The sequence below is a fragment of the Bacillus sp. FJAT-45066 genome, from assembly GCF_002335755.1.
GTDB classification, from domain to species: Bacteria; Bacillota; Bacilli; order Bacillales; family Bacillaceae_I; genus Bacillus_CD; species Bacillus_CD alkalisoli.
In genome coordinates, this window is record NZ_NISQ01000001.1 from 2,092,892 (window position 1) to 2,118,315 (window position 25,424).

At 35.1% G+C, this 25,424-nt stretch carries 24 protein-coding genes and 1 pseudogene; 4 read left to right on the forward strand and 21 right to left on the reverse strand.

The window, feature by feature from the left end; genetic code table 11:
• Positions 1-150: 150 nt before the first annotated feature.
• Positions 151-723: a competence protein ComK gene (locus CDZ92_RS10615; protein WP_096155211.1), complete on the reverse strand. Its 573-nt coding sequence runs from the start codon at positions 721-723 to the stop codon at positions 151-153.
• Between the two features lie 223 nt (positions 724-946).
• Here CDZ92_RS10615 and CDZ92_RS10620 point away from each other — a divergent pair, with 223 nt between their 5' ends.
• On the forward strand, positions 947-1,192 hold the full coding sequence (locus CDZ92_RS10620; protein ID WP_096155212.1) for an IDEAL domain-containing protein: 246 nt from the start codon (positions 947-949) through the stop codon (positions 1,190-1,192).
• 91 nt (positions 1,193-1,283) lie between these two features.
• Here the strand turns inward: CDZ92_RS10620 and CDZ92_RS10625 are convergent, their stop codons facing one another.
• A complete protein-coding gene (locus CDZ92_RS10625; RefSeq protein WP_096155213.1) occupies positions 1,284-2,543 on the reverse strand; it encodes a M48 family metallopeptidase in 1,260 nt (419 codons plus the stop codon).
• 158 nt (positions 2,544-2,701) lie between these two features.
• On the opposite strand from CDZ92_RS10625, the gene CDZ92_RS10630 reads away from it, so the two are divergent.
• Entirely contained in the window at positions 2,702-3,292 is a 591-nt protein-coding gene (locus CDZ92_RS10630) for an SCO family protein (RefSeq protein ID WP_096155214.1), read from the forward strand.
• Positions 3,293-3,597: 305 nt separating this feature from the next.
• Here CDZ92_RS10630 and CDZ92_RS10635 read toward each other — a convergent pair whose 3' ends face one another.
• The 6 genes from CDZ92_RS10635 to CDZ92_RS10660 all read right to left on the reverse strand — a co-directional run bounded on the left by CDZ92_RS10635 (position 3,598) and on the right by CDZ92_RS10660 (position 9,094).
• The gene (locus CDZ92_RS10635; RefSeq protein WP_096155215.1) at positions 3,598-3,906 is read right to left on the reverse strand and encodes an AzlD domain-containing protein; all 309 of its coding nucleotides are present in this window, start codon (positions 3,904-3,906) and stop codon (positions 3,598-3,600) included.
• On the reverse strand, positions 3,899-4,624 hold the full coding sequence (locus CDZ92_RS10640) for an AzlC family ABC transporter permease (protein ID WP_096155216.1): 726 nt from the start codon (positions 4,622-4,624) through the stop codon (positions 3,899-3,901). Before CDZ92_RS10640 ends, CDZ92_RS10635 begins: the two co-directional genes overlap by 8 nt.
• A gap of 140 nt (positions 4,625-4,764) precedes the next feature.
• The gene (locus tag CDZ92_RS10645; protein WP_096155217.1) at positions 4,765-5,544 is read right to left on the reverse strand and encodes an enoyl-CoA hydratase-related protein; all 780 of its coding nucleotides are present in this window, start codon (positions 5,542-5,544) and stop codon (positions 4,765-4,767) included.
• 77 nt (positions 5,545-5,621) lie between these two features.
• Positions 5,622-7,175 (reverse strand): fatty acid--CoA ligase family protein, encoded by a 1,554-nt coding sequence (locus CDZ92_RS10650; RefSeq protein ID WP_096155218.1) that lies wholly within the window; start codon positions 7,173-7,175, stop codon positions 5,622-5,624.
• Between the two features lie 187 nt (positions 7,176-7,362).
• Positions 7,363-8,349, reverse strand: coding sequence for a lipoate--protein ligase (locus CDZ92_RS10655; protein ID WP_096155219.1), 987 nt, complete (start codon positions 8,347-8,349; stop codon positions 7,363-7,365).
• A 1-nt stretch (position 8,350) separates the two neighbouring features.
• Complete coding sequence (locus tag CDZ92_RS10660) at positions 8,351-9,094, reverse strand: MBL fold metallo-hydrolase (RefSeq protein WP_096155220.1); 744 nt, start codon at positions 9,092-9,094, stop codon at positions 8,351-8,353.
• Between the two features lie 183 nt (positions 9,095-9,277).
• Between CDZ92_RS10660 and yhfH the strand changes: the two genes are divergently transcribed.
• Positions 9,278-9,406: a protein YhfH gene (gene yhfH, locus CDZ92_RS10665; RefSeq protein ID WP_096155221.1), complete on the forward strand. Its 129-nt coding sequence runs from the start codon at positions 9,278-9,280 to the stop codon at positions 9,404-9,406.
• A gap of 62 nt (positions 9,407-9,468) precedes the next feature.
• On the opposite strand, the gene CDZ92_RS10670 is transcribed toward yhfH, so the two are convergent.
• From CDZ92_RS10670 to CDZ92_RS10710, 9 genes and pseudogenes are all read right to left on the reverse strand, one after another.
• Complete coding sequence (locus CDZ92_RS10670) at positions 9,469-12,024, reverse strand: EAL domain-containing protein (protein ID WP_096155222.1); 2,556 nt, start codon at positions 12,022-12,024, stop codon at positions 9,469-9,471.
• Positions 12,025-12,298: 274 nt separating this feature from the next.
• Positions 12,299-13,309 carry a LacI family DNA-binding transcriptional regulator gene (locus CDZ92_RS10675; RefSeq protein ID WP_096155223.1) on the reverse strand — a complete coding sequence of 337 codons (1,011 nt, stop codon included), beginning with the start codon at positions 13,307-13,309 and terminating at the stop codon, positions 12,299-12,301.
• Between the two features lie 158 nt (positions 13,310-13,467).
• The gene (gene yunB, locus CDZ92_RS10680; protein WP_096155224.1) at positions 13,468-14,241 is read right to left on the reverse strand and encodes a sporulation protein YunB; all 774 of its coding nucleotides are present in this window, start codon (positions 14,239-14,241) and stop codon (positions 13,468-13,470) included.
• 77 nt (positions 14,242-14,318) lie between these two features.
• A complete protein-coding gene (locus CDZ92_RS10685) occupies positions 14,319-14,594 on the reverse strand; it encodes a hypothetical protein (RefSeq protein ID WP_096155225.1) in 276 nt (91 codons plus the stop codon).
• An 84-nt stretch (positions 14,595-14,678) separates the two neighbouring features.
• Positions 14,679-16,103, reverse strand: a complete 1,425-nt coding sequence (hemY, locus tag CDZ92_RS10690; RefSeq protein ID WP_096155226.1) for a protoporphyrinogen oxidase — start codon at positions 16,101-16,103, stop codon at positions 14,679-14,681.
• 25 nt (positions 16,104-16,128) lie between these two features.
• Entirely contained in the window at positions 16,129-17,070 is a 942-nt protein-coding gene (gene hemH, locus CDZ92_RS10695; protein ID WP_096155227.1) for a ferrochelatase, read from the reverse strand.
• Between the two features lie 66 nt (positions 17,071-17,136).
• A complete protein-coding gene (gene hemE / locus CDZ92_RS10700) occupies positions 17,137-18,186 on the reverse strand; it encodes a uroporphyrinogen decarboxylase (RefSeq protein WP_176483753.1) in 1,050 nt (349 codons plus the stop codon).
• 121 nt (positions 18,187-18,307) lie between these two features.
• Positions 18,308-18,556: pseudogene (locus tag CDZ92_RS10705) on the reverse strand (ATP-binding protein); the annotation flags it as partial.
• Between the two features lie 41 nt (positions 18,557-18,597).
• Positions 18,598-20,799, reverse strand: a complete 2,202-nt coding sequence (locus CDZ92_RS10710) for a transglycosylase domain-containing protein (RefSeq protein ID WP_096155229.1) — start codon at positions 20,797-20,799, stop codon at positions 18,598-18,600.
• 436 nt (positions 20,800-21,235) lie between these two features.
• Here CDZ92_RS10710 and CDZ92_RS10715 point away from each other — a divergent pair, with 436 nt between their 5' ends.
• Positions 21,236-21,751: an antibiotic biosynthesis monooxygenase family protein gene (locus tag CDZ92_RS10715; RefSeq protein ID WP_096155230.1), complete on the forward strand. Its 516-nt coding sequence runs from the start codon at positions 21,236-21,238 to the stop codon at positions 21,749-21,751.
• Positions 21,752-21,806: 55 nt separating this feature from the next.
• On the opposite strand, the gene CDZ92_RS10720 is transcribed toward CDZ92_RS10715, so the two are convergent.
• The 4 genes from CDZ92_RS10720 to CDZ92_RS10735 form a co-directional block, all read right to left on the reverse strand.
• Entirely contained in the window at positions 21,807-22,451 is a 645-nt protein-coding gene (locus CDZ92_RS10720; protein ID WP_096155231.1) for a response regulator transcription factor, read from the reverse strand.
• Positions 22,444-23,529, reverse strand: a complete 1,086-nt coding sequence (locus CDZ92_RS10725; RefSeq protein ID WP_227521519.1) for a sensor histidine kinase — start codon at positions 23,527-23,529, stop codon at positions 22,444-22,446. Before CDZ92_RS10725 ends, CDZ92_RS10720 begins: the two co-directional genes overlap by 8 nt.
• Positions 23,516-24,310, reverse strand: coding sequence for a cell wall-active antibiotics response protein LiaF (liaF, locus tag CDZ92_RS10730; protein ID WP_096155233.1), 795 nt, complete (start codon positions 24,308-24,310; stop codon positions 23,516-23,518). Before liaF ends, CDZ92_RS10725 begins: the two co-directional genes overlap by 14 nt.
• Before the next feature lie 348 nt (positions 24,311-24,658).
• Positions 24,659-25,333, reverse strand: a complete 675-nt coding sequence (locus CDZ92_RS10735) for a phosphatase PAP2 family protein (RefSeq protein WP_157842752.1) — start codon at positions 25,331-25,333, stop codon at positions 24,659-24,661.
• Positions 25,334-25,424: the final 91 nt, after the last annotated feature.

A 25,424-nucleotide genomic window follows, 5' to 3' on the forward strand; every position in this document is an offset into this window, starting at 1 on the left:
TGCCGAGGAGTAGGTTTTTTCACGACAGTGAAAATAACCTTCCTTTTTACCGCCCGCGGAAAGCGAAGCCTTGCACGGAAATCAACAGCGGCCATTAACACAGCCTAATAAAAAGAGTACACAATATAAAATTGTGCACTCAGAAAAGGATTATTTCTTTTTTATCATACGATCTTTATTACTACTATGTGTACTAAACTCATATAACCAAACAGGTTCGCTAACTAGTTTATTTGTAGTATCATTTAACATTTTCATGTTCTGTTCATATTTAGAACGTAGGTAGACTGTTTTTTCTACTTGTTTCTTAAAAGAACTTAAGGAAACAGGGACTACTTCATTAATTCCGTTTACAAATGTGACTAATGTCCCTAGCCGTGATTGCTTTTCTTGGGTCAACACATGCGGTTCGGAAATCCAAATACATTCTTCTTTAGATGGAGATGTAGTAGGGAAAAAATACATTCCTTTTGAGCTATCCATTATAATAGGAACTTTATATTGAATTGCTGCAATATATTTAGAAGCCTCTTTTCTTCCACTATAACTGGAACCATAGAACAAACAACCTGAATTTAATAGTTCTTGTGGTGTAAGTGAAACAAACAATTCTCTATTAACCTCTAATATACGTGAAATAATCGTATCCTTTTCTACGAAAGGAAAAATTGCCATTGTTTGCGCAGTAATTTTGTAATCAGAAAACTTACGAAAATACGACATTTAAACCCCTCCCATTTGAAAATTATGTAATTTCAAGATGGATTATAGCAAATTTTGCTATAAAAGTACATATATTGTTAGAATTTTTTGAAATAAAAGAAATTATTGTCGAATGAGATTGGATATTGGCTAACAAAATATTTTTATCAGAATATTTTAAAAATTGTTGTTTTTATAAAATTAAATCCATATAATAAGAAAAAGGTATTAGAGGTGAAGACTTGTGAAAAATGAAAAGTCTTATACAGAGTTGATGAAACTAAAAAAACAACAAGCAAAAAAGAGTTCCCCCGAAAACTATGTGATGAACGTCTACGTACAAATGATATTAGATGAATCCCTATTCCTTTATCGAAAAAATAAACTTCAATCAAAAATTGATTCCGCATTAGACTCCAATAATCGTACTCTATTTCTCTCCCTATCCAAAGAATATAATCACTTTTTAACCCAATGGTCCAACAACTAATTTCAATTCAACTATTTACAATCATTCCAGGTACGTAAAAAAGACCAATCCTGTATTCATATTTACAGGCTTGGGTCTTTTTTCTGTTTTACTACTCTTCTCTTCTATATGTTTCTAAGTAATGAATACGATCTGCCATTGGAGGATGCGTATATCGAAATATCTTAATTAAGCGGGGCGGATTTACTTCACTCAAGCTAGCTTTTGTTAGCTCTTGAAATGCACCTATTGCTGCATCAGTATTGTTTGTAAGTTCAATAGCATACACATCTGCCGTATGTTCTTGATGTCTTGAAATATAATTTGTTATCGGACTAACGACAAACAGTAGTATAGAAAAAGCTAATATAAACAGAGGTAAAGATGCGTATTCCCTTCTATCTTTAATATGAATTAAAAGACCCCATTTTGTAATTACCATTGTTACAACGAGATTGATAAGGAAGAAGGCAAGTAGTGAAAAAATAACATATCCAAAAACACCTATCGTTACATGATTCATGTCGTAATGGCCAATTTCATGTGCCATAATAAATAATATTTCTTCCTTCGTTAAGTTTTGCAACAACGTGTCCCATAACACAATCCTAGAGTTACCTCCCACCCCTGTTACATACGCATTTATTGCATTTGTTTTCTCAGACATATTTACCTCAAACACTCTATCAGCTGGAACGTTCGCTTGCTCGGCAAGGTTCAAAATTTCCGCTTCTAATTGTTTATCTTGTAGAGGGTAAAAGTCATTATATAAAGGATCTATAAAGATAGGTTGAATATACATAAAGAAAAAGATAAACGGAATAAACAGTAACCATGTGATAACCCACCAATATGTACGAAACTTTCTTATCACAAAATAAACGACTAAAACAACAATCCAAAGTAAAATAAAACCTTCCAAAAAACTTATAAATTGATCCCGCATCCAATGTGGAAAGGATTGCACCAAAATATTGTACTGTTTTACTAAAAAATAACGGACAACCTTTAAAGGGAAACTTACAAGTGTTACTAAGAGTGAAAGAAAGAAAACATAAATTCCCGCTTGTATCCAATTACGTCTCGTCGATTTTTCGGCCATATGTTGAAATAATCGGCCAACGCCAGTAATTAGTAAAATAAAGTAGACAATCCATTCAAAAGGCACAGATAAGAAATAAAGAAAATTGCGTACTTTAGAATATTCTTGTGACATAAATAATTGCTCGGTTGTTAAAAATGTGGCAGGATCTGCCCTTGTACCAATTAAATGTTCTGGTAAGTCACCTACGCCTGGTAAGGATAAATAAATGTACATTACGACTGCGTAAACGATGTAAGCACCAATAATGGAAACTATTATCTTTTTCAAATAACTTCCCCCTTTTTCACTATAGTTATAGTGCTAAACGTGGCATTCATACAATGTTCATTCTTTTCTTATAAATCCTATATTACACATCTTTAGTCTCCTATATTATAGAAATATACACAACGTCAAAATGATATTAACATTGAGGTGAAAAGATAATGAAAAATTGGATTGCTTTTAGTGCATTTATTATTATGTTAGGTGTTAGTTTTGGGATATATTATTTTTCAGTTCATAAAGTGAGTGCCATGGAGATTCCTGAGAATATTGTCCTGGAGTCTATTGATGGTGATACTTTTTCATTTGATAGCGCTCCTAAAAAGGTGCGATTTATTGAATTTATTTACACAAAATGCCCTTATATTTGCCCAACAACTACATTGCACATGAAAGATTTAAAAGCTGATTTACGTGAGTCTGGCATTACAAATGAAGAAGTAGAATTTTTAATTATTACAATAGATCCTAGAAGAGATACAAAAGAAGTTTTAATGGAATACTCAGAAACATTTAATATTGATACAAACGACGGTTGGAAAGTACTTCGTGCAGAAGCAAGTGAGATCGAACTTTTAACCCGTTCATTTGATTACTACTATCAAGATCCCGGAAACGGAATGATTACTCACACTTCGTCCACTTACTTGCTTGATCAACAAAACAATGTTGTAGCTGTTTATGGTATGGGGGATAACGGTTTTGATAAAGAAAAGATATTTAATAGAATTCAAAAATTACTAAATAAATAGTTGATAAAAAGGCTATTTTTGCAAAGCTTGTTGTTATGCAAATAATTAAAAACCTTGAGTGGATTGGAGCGGAAGGAACCTGACTCCTGCGGGACATAGAGCGAAGCGGGAGACCCCACAGGCGGTTACCGCCGAGGAGGCTCCCGTCGCTCCCCGCGGAAAGCAGGTTCCTGCAGCGAAAAGGAACGGATAGAATATATATCCAAAATCAACAATCTTTTAGAAAAGAGCCTTATGAAATTAATACAAACAAATAGCTTTTTAAAAATGAGTCAAAGCGCCTTAATGTGTTTTGGCTCATTTTTTTAACCTAATATCCAAGAATAGATAGTTAGCGCAACAATAGCACTTAAAACAACGAAAATAACATTAGCTCCTATGTATGCCACAACAAACGCAGTTGCAAGGCCAATAATTCCAAACATAATATCATCATTTATATAAAAAACACTCGGAACAATTAAAGCTCCCAGTATAGCATAAGGGACATTCTTCAAAACAGCTTGCAAAAATGGCGGCAATTCTTTTCCTTTGAACATGACAAATGGTATAAGTCTAGGCAAATATGTTACTACTGCCATACCAATTATTAAGATGACAATTGTGCTATTCATTTGCTATCGCCCCCTTTTGGAAACGTTGAAAGAGAAACTCTACTCCAACCGCACTTATAATCGTTGCACAAATAATAGCCCATCCTTGTTGTAATTGTACTATATGCAGAAAGAAAGTATTTAACACCGCTGCCGTCCCAGCTAACACGACTATTTTACGATGTTTTTTTAACGAAGGTACTAACAGTCCGACAAACATTGCATATAAAGCAATAGACATACTTTCTTGTAAAGTAGACGGTAAGCCACTTCCTATTACATGGCCCACTCCTGAACTAATTACCCAACTAGAAAAGGAAACCGTAATAACACCAAACATGTATCCTGTTTGAATAGTACCTTCTTTTGTAGCTGCGACGGAAAATGTTTCGTCCGTTATACCAAAAGAATATAATGCTTTTTTCCAAAGGGAATCTTCTTCTACTTTTTCGTTTAGAGTGGTACTCATTAAAAAATGGCGGATGTTTAAAATAAATGTTGTTAACACAATTTCAAACGTGCCAAGCCCTAGCGCTAACATGTTTAATGACATGTATTGTGCAGCACCAGCAAAAACGAATAAGCTCATCATCACTGTTTCTGTTGCTGTTAATCCAACTGATTTTGCTAAAAGCCCAAATGTAATGGCTATCGGAATGTACCCTATTGCAATGGCAAGTCCTGCTTGAACACCTTTTCGAAAAGGCGTGACATGATGTGAAACAACGGTTGTAGCCATTCACACTCCCCCTGACTAGTGTTTGTTTTATAAATAATATACTAGTGTTATAGGAAGAATGTAAATAAAATTATTTCGATAACCGTAAAAAGAGCAAACCTGTTTTTCATTCAGGTTTGCTCTCTTTTACTAGTATTCTTCTATTTTCCTTTAAATTGTGGCGCTCTTTTCTCTTGAAAAGCGACAAGTGCCTCTACACGGTCTTCGGTTGGGATAATGACCTCATATGCTTTTCTTTCTATTTGTAAACCAGTTTGTACGTCAACGCTCATCCCTTGTCTTATCGCAAACTTCGCTTGTTGAACCGCTAGTGGGCCATTTTTAGAAATTTCTCCAGCAAACTCATATGCTTCTATTAAAACTAGGGAAGGCTCTTCTACTAGTCTTGTAATTAGCCCCCAATCGTATGCTTCTTTCGCAGTAAATCTTCTTGCCGTAAGAATAAGCTCCATCGCTTTCGCTTCTCCAACGATGCGAGGTAGGCGTTGCGTGCCACCCGCACCTGGAATGATAGCTAGGCTAGTTTCTGTTAAGCCCATTTTCACATCATGTGCAGCAATGCGGAAATCACATGCTAGTAGTAGTTCCATTCCTCCACCAAAAGCATATCCATTAATAGCGGCAATTGTCGGTTGAGGAAGCGTTGCAATTCTATTAAATACATCACCTATTTTAAATACATTCCGGCGAACTTGTGCTTCTGTTAACGTTCTTCTTTCTTTCAAGTCTGCTCCAACACTAAAAGCTTTGTCTCCTGCAGCAGTAATTACCACAACACGTACATCACTATTCGTTCTTAATTCGTCTGCTACTTCCCCTAACTTGACTAACATATCATAATTAAACGCATTCATCGCTTCAGGGCGGTTAAGCGTAACAGTGGCAATATAATTATTAATTTCTAAGTTGATATAATTCATTTTTATCCTCCTTGAGATTGTTAGCGTTTACACGTCTTTTTTTATATTCTCTAAGGAGTTGTTTTTTCCTGCAAAAACTAGACTCCTAGTTTTTCTTTTAACGCTCTGCGCAAAATTTTACCTGTCGTATTTTTCGGAAGTTCATCTAAGAACTCAATAGATGAAGGTAGCTTATATTTCGCTAAATATTCTCTACAGTAAGTGATAAGTTCTTCTTCTGTAATAGTTTCTTTTGTTACTATGAAACATTTTACCGCTTCCCCTAAGTTTGCATCAGGTACACCAACTACGGCTACTTCAATTACACTTGGATGGTTGTAAAGTACTTCTTCCACTTCTCGTGGATATACATTATATCCACCAACGATAATCATGTCTTTTTTCCGATCGACAATGTAAAAATATCCTTCATCGTCCATTTTCGCCATGTCCCCTGTGTATAGCCATCCTTCTTTTATTGTATAAGCGGTTTCTTCTGGCATATTGTAATAGCCTTTCATAACATTTGGACCACATACAATTAACTCTCCTACTTCACCTACCGCTACTTCTTCTCCAAGCTCATTTACTACTTTATTTTCCACATTTACGATGCTCGTACCAATTGATCCTGCTTTACGAGGTCTATCAAGTGGATTAAAGCATGTTACTGGAGCCGCTTCAGAAAGACCATACCCTTCAGAAATGATAACGTTGAATTTCTTTTCGAAGTTTTTCAATAAAGCAACAGGCATAGAAGCTCCACCAGAAATACATAAACGTAAGGAAGATAAATCTTCAACGTCTACACCTTCATGTTGCAATAAGAAGTTGTACATTGTTGGCACGCCAGCAAATACAGTTGCTTCATGCTTTTTTGTTATTTCAAAAATATGTTGCGGGCTAAACCTAGGAACAATAATAACTGTTGCTCCATTCATAAGTGGTGCATTAAGTGCTACAGTTAAACAAAAAACATGGAACATCGGCAAAGTCGCAATAACACGATCCGATTCATTCACTTTTAAAAAATCAGCCACATCTTTTGCATTGCGATATAAATTTTTGTGAGTTAACATAGCTCCTTTTGGCTTCCCAGTTGTTCCAGAAGTGTAAAGAATAATGGCTACATCATCCTCGTGTAAATCTGGGCCTTCATATTGGTAGCTACCTGCGCCAAGTATGGATGTAAACGATTTCATTTTTTGGAAAACTGTTAGCTGTTCCACTGGCAAATCTTTTGATTTTTCTTGTCCTTGAGGTGTTTCACATGTGATGTAAGACTCTACTTTAGGTAAGTAATGATGAAGTTTTTCAAACAGTGGTACTAGTAAGTCTAGCGTAACGATTGCTTTTACATCCCCATCGTTCACGATGTAACTAATTTCATCTGGGGTGTAAATTGGGTTTACTGGTATGACAGTAGCACCTAATCTAGCTGCTCCATACATGGCAACAATAAAATATGGTGAGTTACCTAACAATATCGCAACGTGGTCACCTTTTGTTACTCCCATTTTTTCAAGGCCAGATGCAAAAGCATTTACAGCTGCATTCAATTCTGCGTAAGTTTTCGATTCCCCTTCGAATAAATACGCTTCTTTCATTGGATTCATTTGTGCTGTTAGCGAAAGTTGCGAAGAAATATTCAATCTGTTTCTCCCCTTTAATATGTATAGTAGTTTTTTGAATGAACAATCATTCATTTTCTCCCATTACCATTATAGGACAATAACTTCGAAATGTCATCCGATTAGTTTGTAAATATTTAATTTTCAGTCTACTTTTTTCTGAAATAAAGAAGAAGCTGTCTACAAATTAAAGACAGCTTCTTTGTAATTAATAAATCAACTCTATAATTTCTTCTTTTGTTACATTTCCAAAATAATGTTGTACGTCAAGTTGGGACAAGGCGTTTTCAATTTCTGATTTTTCGTATTTGACACCTTGAAGTTTTGCTTCGATATCGATAACATCACCAACACCAAAAAAGTCACCGTATATTTTACACTTTTCGATTTGTCCTTTTTTCACTTCTAAACGAATATCTATTTGTCCAACTGGAAAACGATGAGAATGTTGTACGTTGAAAGAAGGTGATTTACCGTAATTCCAATCCCAGTTTTGATAACGTTCTTTAGACAACTCGTGTATCTTTTCCCAATCAGATTCTGTTAGTGTATAGTGAGGAACTTCTTCCCCTTTAAAAATTGCTTGTATTAATAGAGTGCGGAACTGCTCAATTGTCATATTATCGTTCATAAATTCTTTAATATTCGCCACTCTACTTCTGATTGATTTTATACCTTTAGACTCAATCTTCTCTTTCTTAACGTTAAGCGCAGAAACAACATGTTCAATTTCGGAGTTGAACAGTAATGTACCATGGCTAAACATTCTACCTTTAGTAGAGAATTGAGCATTTCCTGAAATTTTGCGCCCTTCTACAAGAATGTCATTTCTTCCGCTTAGCTCAGCATTAATTCCTAAGCTCTTTAATGCTTCAATAACTGGTGCCGTAAATTTTCTGAAGTTATGGAAGCTCTCGCCATCATCTTTTGTAATAAAACTAAAATTCAAATTACCTAAATCATGGTACACTGCTCCACCACCTGAAAGGCGTCGAACTACATGTATTCCATTGTCTTCTACATACTTTGTATTAATTTCTTCTACTGAGTTTTGATTTTTGCCAATAATAATAGATGGTTCGTTTATATAGAAAAGTAAGTATGTGTCTTCAATCGGTAAGTTTTTTAACGCAAACTCTTCAATCGCTAAGTTTATCCTTGGATCTGTAATTCCTTTATTATCGATAAATAACATATTATATCGTTCCTTTCTCCCAAACGAGTCCAGCATGGGCTAAGCTGACCTCGCCATCATATAGTGTCTTTGCTTCTGTTACTAATTGTTCGTGTTCACCAAAGTGTGGTAAGTGTGTTAATAACAGTTTTTGCACATTAGCCTCTTTGGCAATTTTTGCAGCATCGTGACTATTCATATGGCCAGCCCCTTTACCATCTTGAGCTGCATAAAAATTACATTCACAAATAAACAAATCCGCATCTTTCGTAAACGGAATAAACGAGTCAAGATAGCTAGAGTCTGCTGTATAAACAACTGTTGCATCCCCTGTTTTAATTTTCATAGCATAGCAAACAACTGGATGTGCCGTTTTTAAAAATTCTATTGAAAACGGGCCTATATGTAATATTTCGTTTGGATTATATTCCATACTTTTTGTAATATTTTTATGAGTTAATTTTTCAAAGGCTTCTTTGTCATCTCCATGACCGTAAATAGGAAGAGTTTCTGTACCTTTACCTAAAAAAGTTGCAATTAGACGAGCAAATTGAAGCGGGCCAATATCTGCTACATGATCATGGTGATAATGAGAAAGAATCACTGCATTTAAATTTGTTGGCTCCGTGTAATTTTGTAGCTGTGCTAATACACCACTACCACAGTCTACTAATAACTGAAAGTCATCACTTTCAAAAATATATCCACTCGTTGCACTATTTACTCCAGGGTAGCCGCCCCAAAAGCCTACAACAGTAACTTTCATTTACTTCACCCTCACTTTTTCTTTAACTGAAGCATTAAATTCTTCACACAATATCAGTTTATCATATTGAAAATTTATAATCACTTTTTACTATTTTTTGATTTGTAGTAAAACAGTTATTGACTGGACAAGTACTGTTATAATACAATATATTTAAATTAGCCAGGAAGGTGAAGTGATAAGATGTTAGTGAAAATGTCTGAATTTTTAAGAAATTTACCTCCAAAAAATTGTACTCAATGTGAAGATGAAATGGAAGAACAACATGAGTGTTATGGCAATACATGTTCTAAGTGTCTAGAAATAAAATAAGAAAACAAATAAGGTTGACTTGGAAAGTCTAATTTACACCAAACTTTCCAGGTCAACCTTTTTTATAATAGTTTCGTGAAATCTGAAACTGGCAAAGGCCTGCTAAACAGATAGCCTTGTGCTTCATGTACACCAATTTGTTTTAAATAATTATATTGCGCTTCTTCCTCTACTCCTTCTGCTATTAAACGAATGTTTAATGTTTGTGCTAAAGAGCAAATCGTATCTGTGATCGCTTTGTTAAAGTTGTGTTCAGGCAAATCGGTAATAAAAGATTTATCAATTTTTAAGCTATCAATGGAAAACTGTTTTAAATAAGTTAAAGAAGAATACCCAGTTCCAAAATCATCAATCGATATTTTTACTCCTAGATTTTTTAACTCTTTAATATTACATAGAACGTTTCGCTCATCTTGCATAATTGTGCTTTCCGTAACTTCCACCTCTAGATAAGACGGCTCTATATGATGTTCTCGTAAGATTCTCTCAACATTCATCCAGAAATCTTTTTCTTGTAACTGATGCATGGAAATATTTACTGCAATGCGAAGGCATACTTGCATTTCGTCTCGCCAATACGCATGTTGTTTACACACTTGTTGGATAACCCATTCACCTAATTCAACAATAAATCCTGATTCCTCAGCGATTGGAATAAATTGGACAGGTGATACTTGGCCTAGTTTTGGACAATACCATCTTAAAAGAGCTTCCGCACCAACAATTTTCCTCGATTTCACCTCAAGAATTGGTTGATAAGCTAATGAGAGCTCCTCTTTTTCTAATGCAAATCTTAAATAATTGTCTAAATGGATATGGCGCTGGCGTTCAACCGCCATTTCCTCTTTATATAGAAGGTACTTATTACCACCTTCCGCTTTTGCTTTATACATTGCTAAATCAGCTCTGTTTAAAATTCGTTCCACATCGATTGAACAAGTACAATCTGTTTCACAAGGGTAAGATGTAACACCAATACTAGGAGTAATTCTTAAATCATGTTGAGCAATTTTTATTGGTCTTTTTAATTCAGATAAAAGTTGCTCGCATTTCGCAAGTACATTATCTATACAAGATTCAGAACGCAATACTATAATAAACTCGTCCCCACCGACTCTCGAAACAGTATCATTTGGTTCTACTAATTGTAGTATTCTGTTGGCGATAACATTTAAGAGCATATCTCCATATTTATGACCGAGCGAATCATTTACATTTTTGAAACGATCTAAATCAATGTATATCACATAGAAAGGTAGTTTTGTTTCGTTTGATTGCGTTATCGTATCCTCTAACCTTTCCAAAAGTAACCTTCGATTAGGTAAACCAGTTAATGAATCATGGTAAGCCATTTTTATAATTGTGTCTTCGTTCTTCTTCTGCTCTGTCACATCTTTAGCAATACCAAAAACACTGGTTAAATTACCTCTAATTGTAACTGGCACTGTTGTTACATTTATAAACCGCTGTGTACGATCTTTCCTAACGATAAGACATTCTATTTGAACCGGTGTTCCTTGCAAACTTCGCTGGAAAGCATCTCTTGTATAATTAATATCTTTTAGGTCTATAAATTGAGTAAAGTGCATTTTTTGAATTTCATCTTTGTCATATCCAGTTAATTTTTCCATAGACCGATTGCAATCTACCATTATCCCATTTAAATCCAACGTAAAAACTGCGTCTAAATTATTTTGAAAAAGTGGCTTGAAGTGATGTTCGCTTACTATTAAATTTTCTTTTGTTTTGTTATATTCGATCGCTAGACTTGCTAATGACGTAAACGTTTCGATTAATTTTATATCTAATTCCGTTGGTGCAGCAGGAATACTTTGGTATAAAGCAAACGTACCGAATACTTCACCTGTAGAGGCTATAATTGGTTCAGACCAGCATGCACGCAATTTATATTGAATAGCTTTGTGGGAATAAGGTTTCCATAATATACTATCTTCTATATCCTCTACAATAATTCGCTGTTTTGTATAGGCTGCCGTACCACATGAACCAACATTTAGTCCGATTTCTACTCCATCAATGTAATCAATGTATTCTTTATTGAGGCTTGGACCAGCTCCGTGGTAAAGGGTATTATCGCTATTCAATAGTAATATAGAACCTTTTACTTTTCTATTAATACTTTCAACCGTAGTAATGATTTCTGTTAATATCAAAGATAGTTCACTACCTTTAATAATTAACTCATGTATATGATTTGTCTTTTGTAATAAAATCTCATCTATTTTTTGTCTTGTAATGTCTTCACAAGATAATAAAAACAGCGTTTCTCCATCTTCTGCTTTTATCTGTACAATTCGCTCTTGCACCCAACATGTTGACTCGTCTTTCTTCTTCTTTCTAAACACTAGGTTCGTAGAATTGTTGACTTCGGTAGAATTTAATACTTCGTTTATTCTATTCTTTACTTGAGCTTTGTCTTCATCAAAAACTAACATATCCGATACATTCCCAATAAGTTCATCACGCGTATAACCTAAAGTAGATGCACCAATTTGGTTCACATCAACAATTATTCTATTTTTGTCAATTAAAAATAACATCGAGGGTATAATATTAAAAAATTGTCGATTCTCATCGTTCATAAAAATGGGCTTCAAAAAAACTTCCACCTTTAATTATTATTTTAGTTATTTTCATAAATACGATTCGTTTGTTTAATACAATATGAACCTATTAATTTTCCTTGTTAATGTAATCTTTAAATAGTAGTAACGCATTATGACGTGGCTCATTTACAGTTCATTTCACCTATTTATGTAATAATAATGTAACATAATAACAGGGAGAAATCGACATATTTCTACATTTTTACAAATAAAAAACGACTCAATTTTTGGAAAAACTAAGTCGCAATCTATATTAATTATATGATTATATTAAAACTCCGTGCCTAACAGTTGAATTTCTTACGATAAGATTTAATTCATATTCATAAATTTCTTTATCGGTATAACGTTTCGTTCGAATTTTTTCAATCATAATATCAAATGCTTTTTTCGCCATTAGTTGAACTGGTTGGTCGACCGTAGTAATCTGAGGGTCTAATAGCTCTGTAATTGCCTGATTATCAAAACCAACTACCGCTAATTGTTCTGGAATATTTATACCTAATCGTTTTGCTTCTGATACAATGCCCGCTGCAACTTCATCTCCACCAGTAAAAACAGCAGTGGGCTTAATTGGCAGTTTCAACATATCATGCAAAATTCTTCTTCCATCCTCAATAGTGAATGCATCACTGAAAAAGTATTGATTGTTGAACTGTAAGTTACGTTCTCGTAATGCTTTATGGAAGCCTCTTTCTCTACTCTCCGCTACATTACTTTTATAACCACCTGTACAATATGCTATTGTTTTATGACCAAGCTCTACTAAGTGCTTTGTAGCAATATAGCCGCCATCTGTTTGGTTAAAACGAACAGTTGGTACGTGAGCTCTCTCTTCAAACTCGTTACAAAGGACAATTGGACCGTATTCTAAAAATGGTTCAATCTTCTTCCAATCATTTTGTAAGGATGATAAAATCATTCCATCTACTTGTCTTGTTTTAAGTAAACTTAAATATTCTAACTCTCGTTCCTCAGAATACCTAGTTTGGCAAACTATTAATTGATAGCCGTTGTCTGATGCTGCCATCTCCATTTGCTCAATTAGTTTGCTAAAAAATGGATTCGTCACCCTAGGAATCAATAACCCTATCATCTTCGTCTGCTGACTTCTTAAACTTCTTGCAGAAGAGTTTGGAACATACCCTAATTCACTCATTGCAGTTAAAACTTGTACCCGCTTTTTTTCTGCCACATACGGGTGGTTATTGATGACACGAGAAACTGTTGTACGTGATAACCCAGCTAGTTTTGCTACATCTTCTATCGTCGCCATGAGCCACCCCACCTATTTATTTTAGATTCATTATTTGCTAGGACATGAAATCGTTTTCATAATTACTAGTATAAAAGGAAATGAAAGTGTTTTCAATATAATTTTTTTGAACCGTATATCATAAAAGGCGCTCGCTATAATCGCGGGCGCCTCGTAACTTACTCGTTATCTTCGTCTTTTTTTTCATCTGGTACCATGACTGGAACAAAACCACTACCGTTTCCGCCACCTCCATGGTAAAACTGCGGTACTTCACCCATTACTAGTAGATCTCCAATTTTGACTGGGTTGGAAATTTCAATTTGATTTTGTAATAAAGGTATGATGACATTCATTTGTACCGTAACATTTACGTTTACTTCTAAGTATGTGTTATTAATTCCTCGTTCCACAATAACGGTTTCAACTTGTGAAACGACGTCCCCGAGAATTTCAAATCTTACTGGAATTTTAGGACCTAAGTTTGAAAATAACGTGATACCCGTAGACATCCCTAGAGGAATAGAGTAAACAATCCCGTTTTGTTTTTTTGATTGTTCATAATCTATATTTATATCATTTTTGAACGACTCTAATTCTTGTAAGTCTCCCGATTCTACAAGATCTAAATATCGTTGTACTCTAAGCGTTGTTTCGGATAATACTCTGTTTACCACCTGTGAGTTAACAATATAAGCATTTTGCCCATCAATTTTGATAAATAATTCTTTTACATCAATGTTATCCGTTATTTTTTTGGATACCGCATCATTAATTGCTTGAGCAGCTATTTGTCTAGCTTTTGTTTCTGCGATACTCATTAAGAATGGTTCAATTCCTTTATTGATAACTAATAAACTGATAACAGTAAAAATATTGAAAAATACGAATGTAATTAAGAATACATATTTTAGCGGCAAAGGGCCACGTGGTCGTCTCCTCAGATTCTGCATAATACTCCCCCTTTGTATTTAAGTATATTCAGAGCTTGGATAATAGATTAATAGATTAAGGGGGTTGGGACAAATTTTTACTGTTGGGCTAATATTGGGTATTGGTTTTGGAGGGATAGGTGGTATTTTCGAGACTTCGAAAATCCTATTGTACTACAAGCTAAATTAGTAATATGCCTATAAGATGTAACTCTAGAAGGTATTTCTAAGAAATTACTAAATTGTTTGTTCGTTATTTCGTTTCCATAAAGTAAAATCATCTCGTTAACAGCTTTAAGAAATGCAACTTTGTTCTTACTAGTTTGTGTTTCAACTTCATCCTCTTCTCTACTCTTTCTTCTTTTCTGTTTCAATCCACTTAGTTCGTGTTCCCCCCTATCACCTTACATGCAAATAAAAAACCAGCCCTAAATAAGGACTGGTTACACATCAAAACTCTAATTCTCCCGCTCACTCAAAAACTCCACTACTTCATGAACTGCAGCTACACCTTGGTCAATACAATCTGGCAGACCTAAACCCTCAAAGGAACTTCCTGCTATGAATACTCCTGGTAATTCACTATCTAGTATTTTCTTCCACTCGGCAATACGTTCTTTGTGGCCAACATTGTACTGAGGCATTGCACTTTTCCAGCGAGACACTAGTGTAAAATCGGGCTCGACATTAATACACATTATCTTATTTAAATCATCCAGTACTACCTGTTTAATTTCATCGTCACTTTGATCAACAATTGCTTCATCTCCAACACGTCCTACATAGGCACGTAATAACACTTTGCCAGCAGGTGCGGAGTGTGGCCATTTTTTATGTGTCCACGTACAAGCTGTTATGGTGTAATCGCTATTCCTGGAAACAACAAATCCTGTACCATTTATGTTTTCCTTCAATACATTTTCGTCGAAAGCCATTGCGACCGTAGCGACAGAAGTGGAAGTCATCTCAGAAAAAGCAGGTGTCCAATTAAAGCCTGATAACATCTTTCCTAATGAATGATGCGGGGTTGTCACAATCAAACTATCAAACTCCATTCTCGCGCCGTTGCTTAAAGAAAGCGTATAAGGACCCGTTCCTGTAACATGATCAACTCTAACCGCCTTCATCACTGTTACAGAATCTAGCTTTTCTTCTAAAGCTTCGACTAGCGATTCTAATCCTGAGGAGAGTGTTTGAAACATACCTTTTTTTGGTGAACTATTAACTCCACCAGACTGCTTAGGTTTAGGCATCGTTTTACCTAATCCTAATATCAAACTGCGATATTTTTTCTCGACTTGCTGAAATTGAGGAAATGTAGCGCGAAGGCTTAACTGGTCAATGTCTCCAGCATAAATACCTGACAACAATGGCTCTATTAAGTTTTCCACTACTTCATCACCTAAGCGGCGTCGGAAAAAGGATCCAAGTGATTGGTCACCTTCTACTTTTCCGCCTGGCAATACAAGGTCAGCCGCAGCTCTTACTTTTCCTAACGGGGAAAATAAACCAGTTGTGATAAATGGTGATAGCTTTGTAGGGATCCCCATTACAGCACCTTCTGGGATTGGATGAAGCTTGCCTTTTAGCAAAATGTAAGAAGTACCTGTTGCATTGTTAATCAACTTGTCTCCTAGTCCTACATCTCTGATTAGCTTGCTTGCGCTTTGTTTTCTCTCTAGAAATGAATCCGGTCCTCGTTCGATGGTATAACCATCTCTACTAAACGTTTGAATCTTTCCACCTAGTCGATTGCTCGACTCAATCAGTGTAATTTCAAACGGTAAATTTTTTTCTTTCATTTCCTTTTGTAAATAGAAAGCGGCGGCTAACCCAGTTATGCCGCCACCTACTATGGCGACTCTTTTTTTGTTTTCTAACATTTTTATCATCGCCTTTAACAAAGTTTTATTGATTGTGTTGCTTTAACTTTTCAAGAACAACGGTTGCCATTGCATCTATAAATAAGGAACCTGAGTTTGGCATTTCTGGACGATAGTACTTCGCACCAATTTCATCTGTTACAACTTTACACTCATAATCATTGTCGTATAACACTTCTAAATGGTCAGAAACAAAACCTACTGGTGTATAAACGAATGATGTGTAACCTTTTTCTTTATGAAGATCACGAGTAATATCTTGTACGTCTGGTCCTAACCACGGTTCTGGTGTGTTTCCTTCACTTTGCCATGCAATCACGTAGTTTTCAACGCCTGCACCTTTTGCAATTAGGTCAGCTGTTTCTTGTAGCTGAGCAGGATAAGGATCTCCTGCTTGAATAATTTTTTCTGGCAAGCTGTGTGCAGATACAATTAGTACTGCTTTTTCACGTTCTTCGCTAGACATGCCATAAAACGTTTCTTTCACTTTTTCTACCCAAAATTGAATGAATTTTGGCTCATCGTACCAGCTTTCTACGGAGTAGATTGTTGGACCACCTAGTTTTTCTGCTTCTTCTTTTGCACGGCCATTGTAAGACTTCACGCTAAAAGTAGAGAAATGTGGTGCTAATACGATACTAACCGCTTCTTCTATTCCATCTTCGTGCATTTGTTTTACTGCATCTTCTACAAACGGATCAATGTGCTTTAATCCTAAATAAACTTTGAATTCAATATTATCTTGAATTTCGTTTAAGTGTGCACCTAATTTGTCAGCTTGCTCTTGCGTAATGTGAGCAAGTGGAGAAATACCACCAATTGCATCGTAACGCTCACGTAAATCTTGCAAGCTTTCTTCTGAAGGTTTCCTTCCGTGACGAATATGTGTGTAGTAAGGTTCTAAATCTTCTTCTTTGTAAGGCGTACCGTATGCCATTACTAATAGTCCCATTTTTTTCTTTGCCATGTTTTACACCTCGATTTGTTTTGTACGTCCTATATTAAACCGAAATTTCACGTTTCAATGCTAGTATTAATGTGTTGCTTTACTTTTAGAGTAGTCATGAATGAACTGTGTTAAACGTTTTAGTGTATCAGGATTTACTTCTGGGAATACACCGTGCCCTAAGTTAAATACGTATCCTGGTTGTTGCATTCCTTGGTCGATGATTGACTTTGCATGTTGCTCAATAACTTCCCAAGAAGAAAGAAGGTATGATGGATCCATGTTACCTTGAACAGCTTTTGTAATACCGCGCTCGCGTGCTTCTTTAATAGACAATCTCCAGTCTAATCCAACTACATCTATAGGAAGGTCGTGCCATTCATTCGCTAAATGACTTGCTCCAACTCCATGCATAATCATAGGTACGCCCTCTTCGCGTAAAGAAGAGAAAATACGACTCATTACTGGCTTAATATAAAATTTGTAATCTTCTACATTCAACGTTCCAACCCACGAGTCAAAAATTTGAATAGCTTTCGCTCCAGCTTTAATTTGAGCTTTTAAATAAACAATTGTCATGTCTGCTAATTTATCCATTAATGCGAACCAAGCCTTTGGTTCTGTGTACATGAACGATTTTGTTTTATGATAGTTTCTAGAAGGTCCACCTTCAATCATGTAAGAAGCAAGTGTAAATGGTGCTCCTGCAAATCCGATTAATGGAACATTTAATTGTTCTTGTGTTAATAATTTTATCGTGTCTAATACATATGGAATATCTTCTTCAGGAGTGATTTCCCCTAATTTCTCTACATCTTGAACGGTTCTAATTGGGTTATCGATAACTGGTCCAATACCTGATTTAATTTCTACGTCTACACCAATCGCTGGTAGCGGTGTCATAATATCTTTGTAAAGGATGGCTGCGTCCACGTTATATTGTTCAACTGGTAAACGAGTAACATATGCACATAGTTCTGGTTGATGTGTAATTTCAAATAAACCATATTTTTGTTTAATTTCTCTATATTCTGGTTGGGAACGTCCCGCCTGTCTCATATACCATACAGGTACGTAATCCGTTTTTTCTCCACGACATGCTTTTAGAAATGTTTCATTAATTTGTCTTTTACTCACTTGAATAGTCCCCTTTCGGCCGCATTATGGCTCATCCATCGTTCAATATATCTGATAACAATATACCGATTTTTAACTTCTATGTATAGCAAACTGCGCCATTGTTCATAAAATAGACGATTTATTCGTTTTTTGGAAGTATTATTTTTACAGTAGTTCCGCTATTTTCCACACCCTTTATAAAAAAGGAACCACCGTGATTTTCAATAATCTTCATGGTAACCATCAGTCCTAATCCTGTTCCATTTTCTTTTGTCGTAAAAAAAGGTTGACCAACCTTATCTAAGATTTCTTGTGGAATACCTTTTCCATGGTCTTTTATTGTAATAAAGACATGTTCTTCTTTGTCTTCAAGTGACAGGTCGATCGTTCCTCCACCTTGAGTATCGCTCCCATACTATTTTTATGACATTAACGCATTGTAGGTAACACAACAGGGGAATGTGTTCCCTCTTGTTTTGTTTGTGTATTGTATGGGACTACATAAAACTTAGGTGGATTAAAAATATTAATACTATTTACAGTATAAGTATCTGCGCCTTCTACCTCGCCAAGAAACGTTTCCTCATTATCTTTTACAGAGTAAACTCTGTACACTATTCGTTCATCTCCTTCATGTTCCCACTTAAGATTGACATAAAATAATCGTAGTGGATGAAAAGAAATAGAAGCATGTAATGATTGAATTTCTGGCAATTGAATAGGACTTTCTAATTCTTTAACACCTGAGGGAATAGAAAATGCAACATTATCTAACTCTGCCTCTCTTAAAATGTCTTTAAGAAGTTCTGTTGGGTAGCTTCCTCCACCGACTAAATATTCATTTTCTGTTGTCCGGTCATAGCCCATCCAAACAGTACCTATTACATTTTCATTAAATCCTACAAACCATGTATCACGGTTTGCTCGTGGAACTAGTGGGAAGTTAGTTGTCCCTGTTTTCCCTGCTAACTCTCCTCTTATTTCGCCAGCTCGTCCTGTTCCTGACGTAACGACACCTTCTAACATTCTTGTCATATACCATGCTGTTTGTTTGCTAAACACTGCTTTCTCCACTTTGCTTGATTGGGCAACAACGTTACCGGTTTGGTCTGTTATTTTTCTTATAAAATATGGTTGGATGACTTTTCCATCATTACTAAAGCTTCGGTATGCTTTTGTTAAATCTAGTGGCGTAATCCCCTCTTCTAATCCACCTAATGCGATGGCAAGCCCATTATCAGGTAAACGGATACCCATTTTATTTAAGTAATCTTTGCCTTTATCAATGCCAATCTCGTTTAATGTCCAAACGGCTGGAGCATTTAAGGAATCTTTAATCGCATCATACATAGAAACAGTGTCTTGATATTCATTGTTGAAGTTTCTAGGCGTATAATCATTAGAGTACGTTAATAGCTCGTCCTTTAATAATGAGTAAGGTTCGAATAAACCCTCTTCCATAGCAGGGGCAAAAACTGCAAGTGGTTTAAAAGTCGATCCAGGTTGTCTTTTTACATTTACCCTATTTAATCCTCTTGCTACGTAATTTCTTCCACCAATTACTGCAAGGACACCACCAGCGTCTGGCTCCATTAATACAAAAGCACCTTCAACATTTTCAGTTGTGCCTGGAAAATATTTATCATCTTGAAAACGTTCGTATGCAATTCGTTGAACTTCACGTGCCATCGGAACTGTAATAGTATATCCACCTTTTAATAATTCTTCATGAGAAAAACCGTAACGACTTTGGGCTTCGTCTATTACCATATCAATATACGTTAAATATGGTTTTAAGTCGTTATCTTCTTTTACTGACAAAGCGATTGTTTTTCTTTGTAGTTTTACAGCCTCTTCTGCGGAAACGTACCCTTGTTGGTGCATGAGCGTAATAACTAGGTCTCGCCTGTTTTTAGCTGCATTTATATTATTAATAGGAGAAAAGCTATTTGGCGCTTTTGGTAGTGCTGCTAAAAGGGCACCTTGCTCTACAGCTAACTCTTCTACACTTACTCCAAAGTAAAGATTGGCTGCTGAGTCAATTCCATATGCTCCATGACCAAAATATATTTGATTTAAATACATTTCTAGAATTTGATTTTTCGTGTATCTTCTTTCTAAATTGATCGCTATGACGGCTTCTTTCGTTTTTCTTAACCAAGACTTTTCGTTGGTTAGAAAAATATTTTTAGCTAGCTGTTGCGTAATCGTACTTCCACCTTCAACCTTACTTCTAGCAACAATGTCACGATAAAGCGCACGTAAAATTGCCCTACCATCTATTCCGCGATGTGTGTAAAATCGGTTATCTTCTACTGCCACAAATGCTTGTTGTACGTGTTGGGGTATTTGATCGATCGATACGATATTCCTGTTTTCTGTAAATATTTTTGTAATTAACTCTCCCTCTTCATCTACTAGAGAAGAGGCTGAGTCCATCACTAACTTTCTCTCATCTATTACATAATTTCCAGCATAGATTATAAGTAAGTAGCCTATTAAACTAATGGCTAATAAAGTAAAAGCAGAAGCTGGAATAAGTAATAACCATCTATATTTTTTAAAAGGTGAAAACCATTCTGGTAAGTTCCATTTTTTTGTCTTATTCCTTTTAGCAGTTGACCTCTCCATAACGTTCACCCCTTTTTCTTCGTATCATTTTTAATCATATAAATGAATCTATATCATAATTACGATTCGTTTAGTGAAAAAAGAATGTTTTACTAATATGCGGAGTTATTTATTCGTCTTTAAAGTTGTATTTAATAAAGTATTAATACATTATGACACGGACTCAAATAACTCAAATTTTTATAGTATCTTCCTTTCTAAGCAATGCTTTAAAAACAAATATTAGTTGAAGTTCACTACAGGTGCGAGACTCCTGCGGAAAGCCATTGTACCTGTAATGAACTTCAACGTTTCTAACTCTAATCTTCAATCAAAGAGTGTTTAAATTTGTACTTATTAGGTAATACGTATTATATATTAAAGTAGTTTCGACAAAATTAGAATATTTTTATTTTGCGACGTGAATGCATATAATAAACATAAGGAGTGATAAAAGTTGAATTTCTATATGACGTTCGGTACAGAAGATTTTTTACAAACATTAAAGTCACAAATTGACAATGGCGAACTTTTGCTGATGGCTGGAGAAGAAAATGCTGTTTTAATGCACGAGACAACTGAAAAATCTAGCTTTTCAGCTGGTAAAAAATTCGAGGTGCTAGACGGAGTAGGCAATTTCCAAAATGGACATTTTGCTGTGTTAAATAATATTCCAGTAACACAAGAAGGCCGTCCTGTTTTTGAATACCGATTCAGCCAGCGTGCTAGATTAATTGAAGAAGAACCTGGATTTGTAGCTATTCGAGTGTTACGTCCAACAGATGAATCTGATACATACGTAATCTTAACACTCTGGGAAGAAGAAGCTTCTTTCAAAAGATGGCAAGAATCAAAAGCATATGAAAATGCACATAAAAAACGTGGTACGGAAGAAGGCGTTGATAAACAGCAACAAATTTTCCCACGTCCTTCTTACGTTACAACCTACCGTGGTGTAACAGAAAGCGAATGATAGTATTCAAAAAAGATGCCATTACATCCTCAAAAAGGGATAATGGCATCTTTCTTTAATTCTTGCGTAAGATTCCGTGACGGTTTGCATAAATAGCCGCCTGTGTGCGGTCTGCTACACCAAGCTTGCTTAATATATTACTCACATGCGTTTTAACTGTTTTTACACCAATAAACAATGTGTCACTAATTTCTTGATTTGATAATCCATCTCCTAGACACATTAACACTTCCAATTCTCGTTCTGTTAAATCATCATGCAGTTGCTTCAAAGGTGTCCTAAATCTATTCATCATTTTACTTGCCACTTTCGGTTCAATTACTGGTTCATCATTTATTGCTTTATGTATTGCTTTTATAATATCTTCCGCTTGCGCAGTTTTTAATAAGTAACTAAATGCTCCAGCTTCAATGGCTGGGAATACTTTCTCATCATCATAAAAACTTGTAATAATAATAATTTTACAAGTTGGATGAAATTTCACTATTTCTCGTGTAGCATCAATACCTGTGCCATTTTCCATAAGTAAGTCCATCAACATGACATCTGGCTTTGTTTTTCGTGCAATCTCTATTGCTTCATTACCACTTGCCCCTTCACCAACAATTTCAATATGAGGTTCAGTCACTAAATAAGCTAATAAACCTTTTCTGACCATATCATGATCGTCCACAACAGCTACTCTAATATTACTACTCATTGTTTCTCCCCCTCTTTCGTACTGGAATATGTATTTCTATATGAGTTCCTTCGCCTTGCTTGCTTTTAATTTCAAATGTACCACCAATTTCTTCACAACGTTCTCTCATCGTCTGCAAACCATATGAAGCCAGTTTTTGTTGATTTAATTCAAAGCCGATACCATTGTCACTAATGAAAATATATACATAGTCATTTTTTTCATGAATTTCTATATCCACTTCTGATGCATCGGCATGTCTCAAAATGTTAGCTAGTGCTTCTTGAATAATTCTAAACAAATGATCTTCAGTTGCATTGGATAAGGTATTTAACGTCTCAATATTTCGGTGAAAAGTAATTGGTGTTTTTCTTTCTAACTCTTCAATTAATTGTTCAATTGCCCTACATAATGTTTCATTCGTCAAAGAGACAGGTCGTAAATGAAGTAATAGCGCCCTCATTTCCGCCTGTGCTTTGGCTGCTATGGAAGCAATGTCTTGAATTTGTCGCTTGGCAATCTCTGGTTTCGAGTCAAAAATACGAATAACTGCACTAGACATTATACTTAAGGCAAATAATTGTTGGCTGACGGAATCATGTAAATCTCTTGCTAAACGCTGTCTCTCTTCCATAGTTGCTGCTGAATGAGCTTTTTTAGCAAGAAGGTTTTTCTCTTCTGCTAATTTTTGTAATGAATGAACTTGATTTTGGATTTTTTGTGCTAGTTGGTTTATATCTTCTGTTAATCTTCCTAGTTCATCTTGCTCTCTAACTTGTATTGTTTCTGAAAATTTCCCTCTACTTAATGTTGCAATAAATGTAGATATATCCTCAAGTCTTTTTTTCACATAATAACTATCTTTATAACCTACATATATACTAGTTAAGAACCCTAAAATGAATATTTTTAATGTAATAAGGACAGTGAGACCTACTGTTAGTTGTAATCCTTCTGGATAGAACAACAATAATGCTTGTAAAGAAATAAACACTAGAAGTGATGCAATAAATGTAACAGTTAAGTGGGAACGAATTAACCAAAAACGCACACTTTGAATCCGGCGAAACAGTCCTTTTTTTTGCTTATACTCGGTCAATTCGAACATCCCCTACTTTTAATTCTAGAACAATATTTACTTTCCTTGTAGCTTCAGGGTAGTTTGGTGATTCATAAAACATTCTACTATTCATTCCAGTTGCACTTTCACCAAACATGGACAGCGCTCCTGTTTTCAACGTTGCATCTATTTTTATCGGAAGATCTTCTGGAATTAGCATCTTTATGTCTGCTACCATTCCTTTAATTTGAATCGTTGTTTCTTTATCAGGAATGTACGCTTTGGAGAAATCAAAATAATAATCGCCAATTATATTCCAAAGTTTCATCGGCTCAACCGACCAATTTTGTTTATTCATCTTTACTTCACCAACTGCAAAAACTTGCTTTTCTTTATTCGTTTTTTTACCTTTTTCTTCAGACTTTAATTCTTTTACTATTTTTGTCTCATTTGTATAATCATCTTTCACAATAGTAACTTTGAATGGCCTTCTTTTTAATAACAGGTTTATACCGATATATATGATTAGAAAAGGCCACAATTTCCAAATCATCATAAACTTAAAATCAATTAGAGCTAATCGGTCTAAACAAAGTAAGCCACCAAATAGTAGTAAAAACACACCGAAAAAGTAGTTATCACTCTTCTTAACTAGTACGTCTATTAAGAACTTTATTCCTAACAGCAAAATTAAAACGGGATAAAAATTGACAAAAAACTGTTTTATTTCCAAGGAAATGACACCTAAATTTACAAGTAATAACATAACTCCGAAAAACATTAGTAATATCGCTATTAATTTTTGATTAAATGATTTCATAGTTCACCTCTAACCAATCCCTACGATTTTTTGTATTTTTTCTTAGTTTACTATGAAACACACTAAGTCAAAACAACCTTAAGTAAGTTTATGTATCAGTCTTCAGACGGAAATGATCAAAATACTCCTTATAATATGCTGTGTTAAAGTTCGCTGTTGATTTCCGTGCAAGGCTTCGCTTTCCGCGGGCGGGCCGGGAGCCTCCTCGGCGCAAGCGCCTGTAAGGTCTCCCGTTCCCCGCTTCTCCCGCAGGAGTCTCAGCCTTGCACGGAAATCAACAGGAAAAATAGTATTTATTTATCAACACTAAGCTTTAACAGAGCCTATAATAAAAACAACAACACCAAATTAAGGTGTTGCGTTTTTAGCTTTCCTATTTATTAACCATTCATAAAGAGAAACAAATATTACTAAACAAACATATCCCGCTGCGTATCCAGCTAATATATCAGAAGCGTAATGATAGTCTAAGAAAATCCGACTTATTCCTAGTAAGAAGATAAATAGTGTAGCCCCAATTAATATTACTGATTTATTCCACTTATCCTTCGTATAAATGATTAGAAAATAAGCCAATAATCCATAAAAGAACAAACCCACCATCGCATGACCACTCGGAAAACTTAAGCTTTCTGCACCAGGGCCAATCATTGGCCTTTCTCTTCCAGTAAGGTCTTTTAACCATTTATTAAGTTCATTTACTAAAATAACTCCAATTATTAAAACAGATGCTGCAATATAATCTTTCTTTTTCCAAATGATAAGAATCGCCGATAATAAAAGAATGGGTATAACACCTTCTTTAGATCCTAAAATGGTGAAATAATAAAAGAATTGAACAATAATTTCTGGAGTATAAGTTGTTGCCCCATTTCTAACAAAATCGTCAAAGAAAAACATTTTTTCTGTTACTACTTGATAAAATGACCAACTAAAAAATATTACAGAAAATAAAATAATGAATAATCGATAAGACCAGTATGTACTAGTTACATTTTCTGTTTGAACTTTACTATTTGGCAATGAAATCCCTCCTACTTGTACTTTTTTTTCTCTAATACTTCTATCATACATTATTTTTATAAAAATCAGACTATTATTTTCTCATAGATTC

Bases quoted from the DNA above. Each gene is read 5' to 3' on its own strand.
- CDZ92_RS10615 (WP_096155211.1), bottom strand. From the start codon at position 723: ATGTCGTATTTTCGTAAGTTTTCTGATTACAAAATTACTGCGCAAACA.
- CDZ92_RS10630 (WP_096155214.1), top strand. From the start codon at position 2,702: ATGAAAAATTGGATTGCTTTTAGTGCATTTATTATTATGTTAGGTGTT.
- CDZ92_RS10635 (WP_096155215.1), bottom strand. From the start codon at position 3,906: ATGAATAGCACAATTGTCATCTTAATAATTGGTATGGCAGTAGTAACA.
- CDZ92_RS10640 (WP_096155216.1), bottom strand. From the start codon at position 4,624: ATGGCTACAACCGTTGTTTCACATCATGTCACGCCTTTTCGAAAAGGT.
- CDZ92_RS10645 (WP_096155217.1), bottom strand. From the start codon at position 5,544: ATGAATTATATCAACTTAGAAATTAATAATTATATTGCCACTGTTACG.
- CDZ92_RS10655 (WP_096155219.1), bottom strand. From the start codon at position 8,349: ATGTTATTTATCGATAATAAAGGAATTACAGATCCAAGGATAAACTTA.
- CDZ92_RS10660 (WP_096155220.1), bottom strand. From the start codon at position 9,094: ATGAAAGTTACTGTTGTAGGCTTTTGGGGCGGCTACCCTGGAGTAAAT.
- yhfH (WP_096155221.1), top strand. From the start codon at position 9,278: ATGTTAGTGAAAATGTCTGAATTTTTAAGAAATTTACCTCCAAAAAAT.
- CDZ92_RS10675 (WP_096155223.1), bottom strand. From the start codon at position 13,309: ATGGCGACGATAGAAGATGTAGCAAAACTAGCTGGGTTATCACGTACA.
- yunB (WP_096155224.1), bottom strand. From the start codon at position 14,241: ATGCAGAATCTGAGGAGACGACCACGTGGCCCTTTGCCGCTAAAATAT.
- hemY (WP_096155226.1), bottom strand. From the start codon at position 16,103: ATGTTAGAAAACAAAAAAAGAGTCGCCATAGTAGGTGGCGGCATAACT.
- hemH (WP_096155227.1), bottom strand. From the start codon at position 17,070: ATGGCAAAGAAAAAAATGGGACTATTAGTAATGGCATACGGTACGCCT.
- CDZ92_RS10710 (WP_096155229.1), bottom strand. From the start codon at position 20,799: ATGGAGAGGTCAACTGCTAAAAGGAATAAGACAAAAAAATGGAACTTA.
- CDZ92_RS10720 (WP_096155231.1), bottom strand. From the start codon at position 22,451: ATGAGTAGTAATATTAGAGTAGCTGTTGTGGACGATCATGATATGGTC.
- liaF (WP_096155233.1), bottom strand. From the start codon at position 24,310: ATGAAATCATTTAATCAAAAATTAATAGCGATATTACTAATGTTTTTC.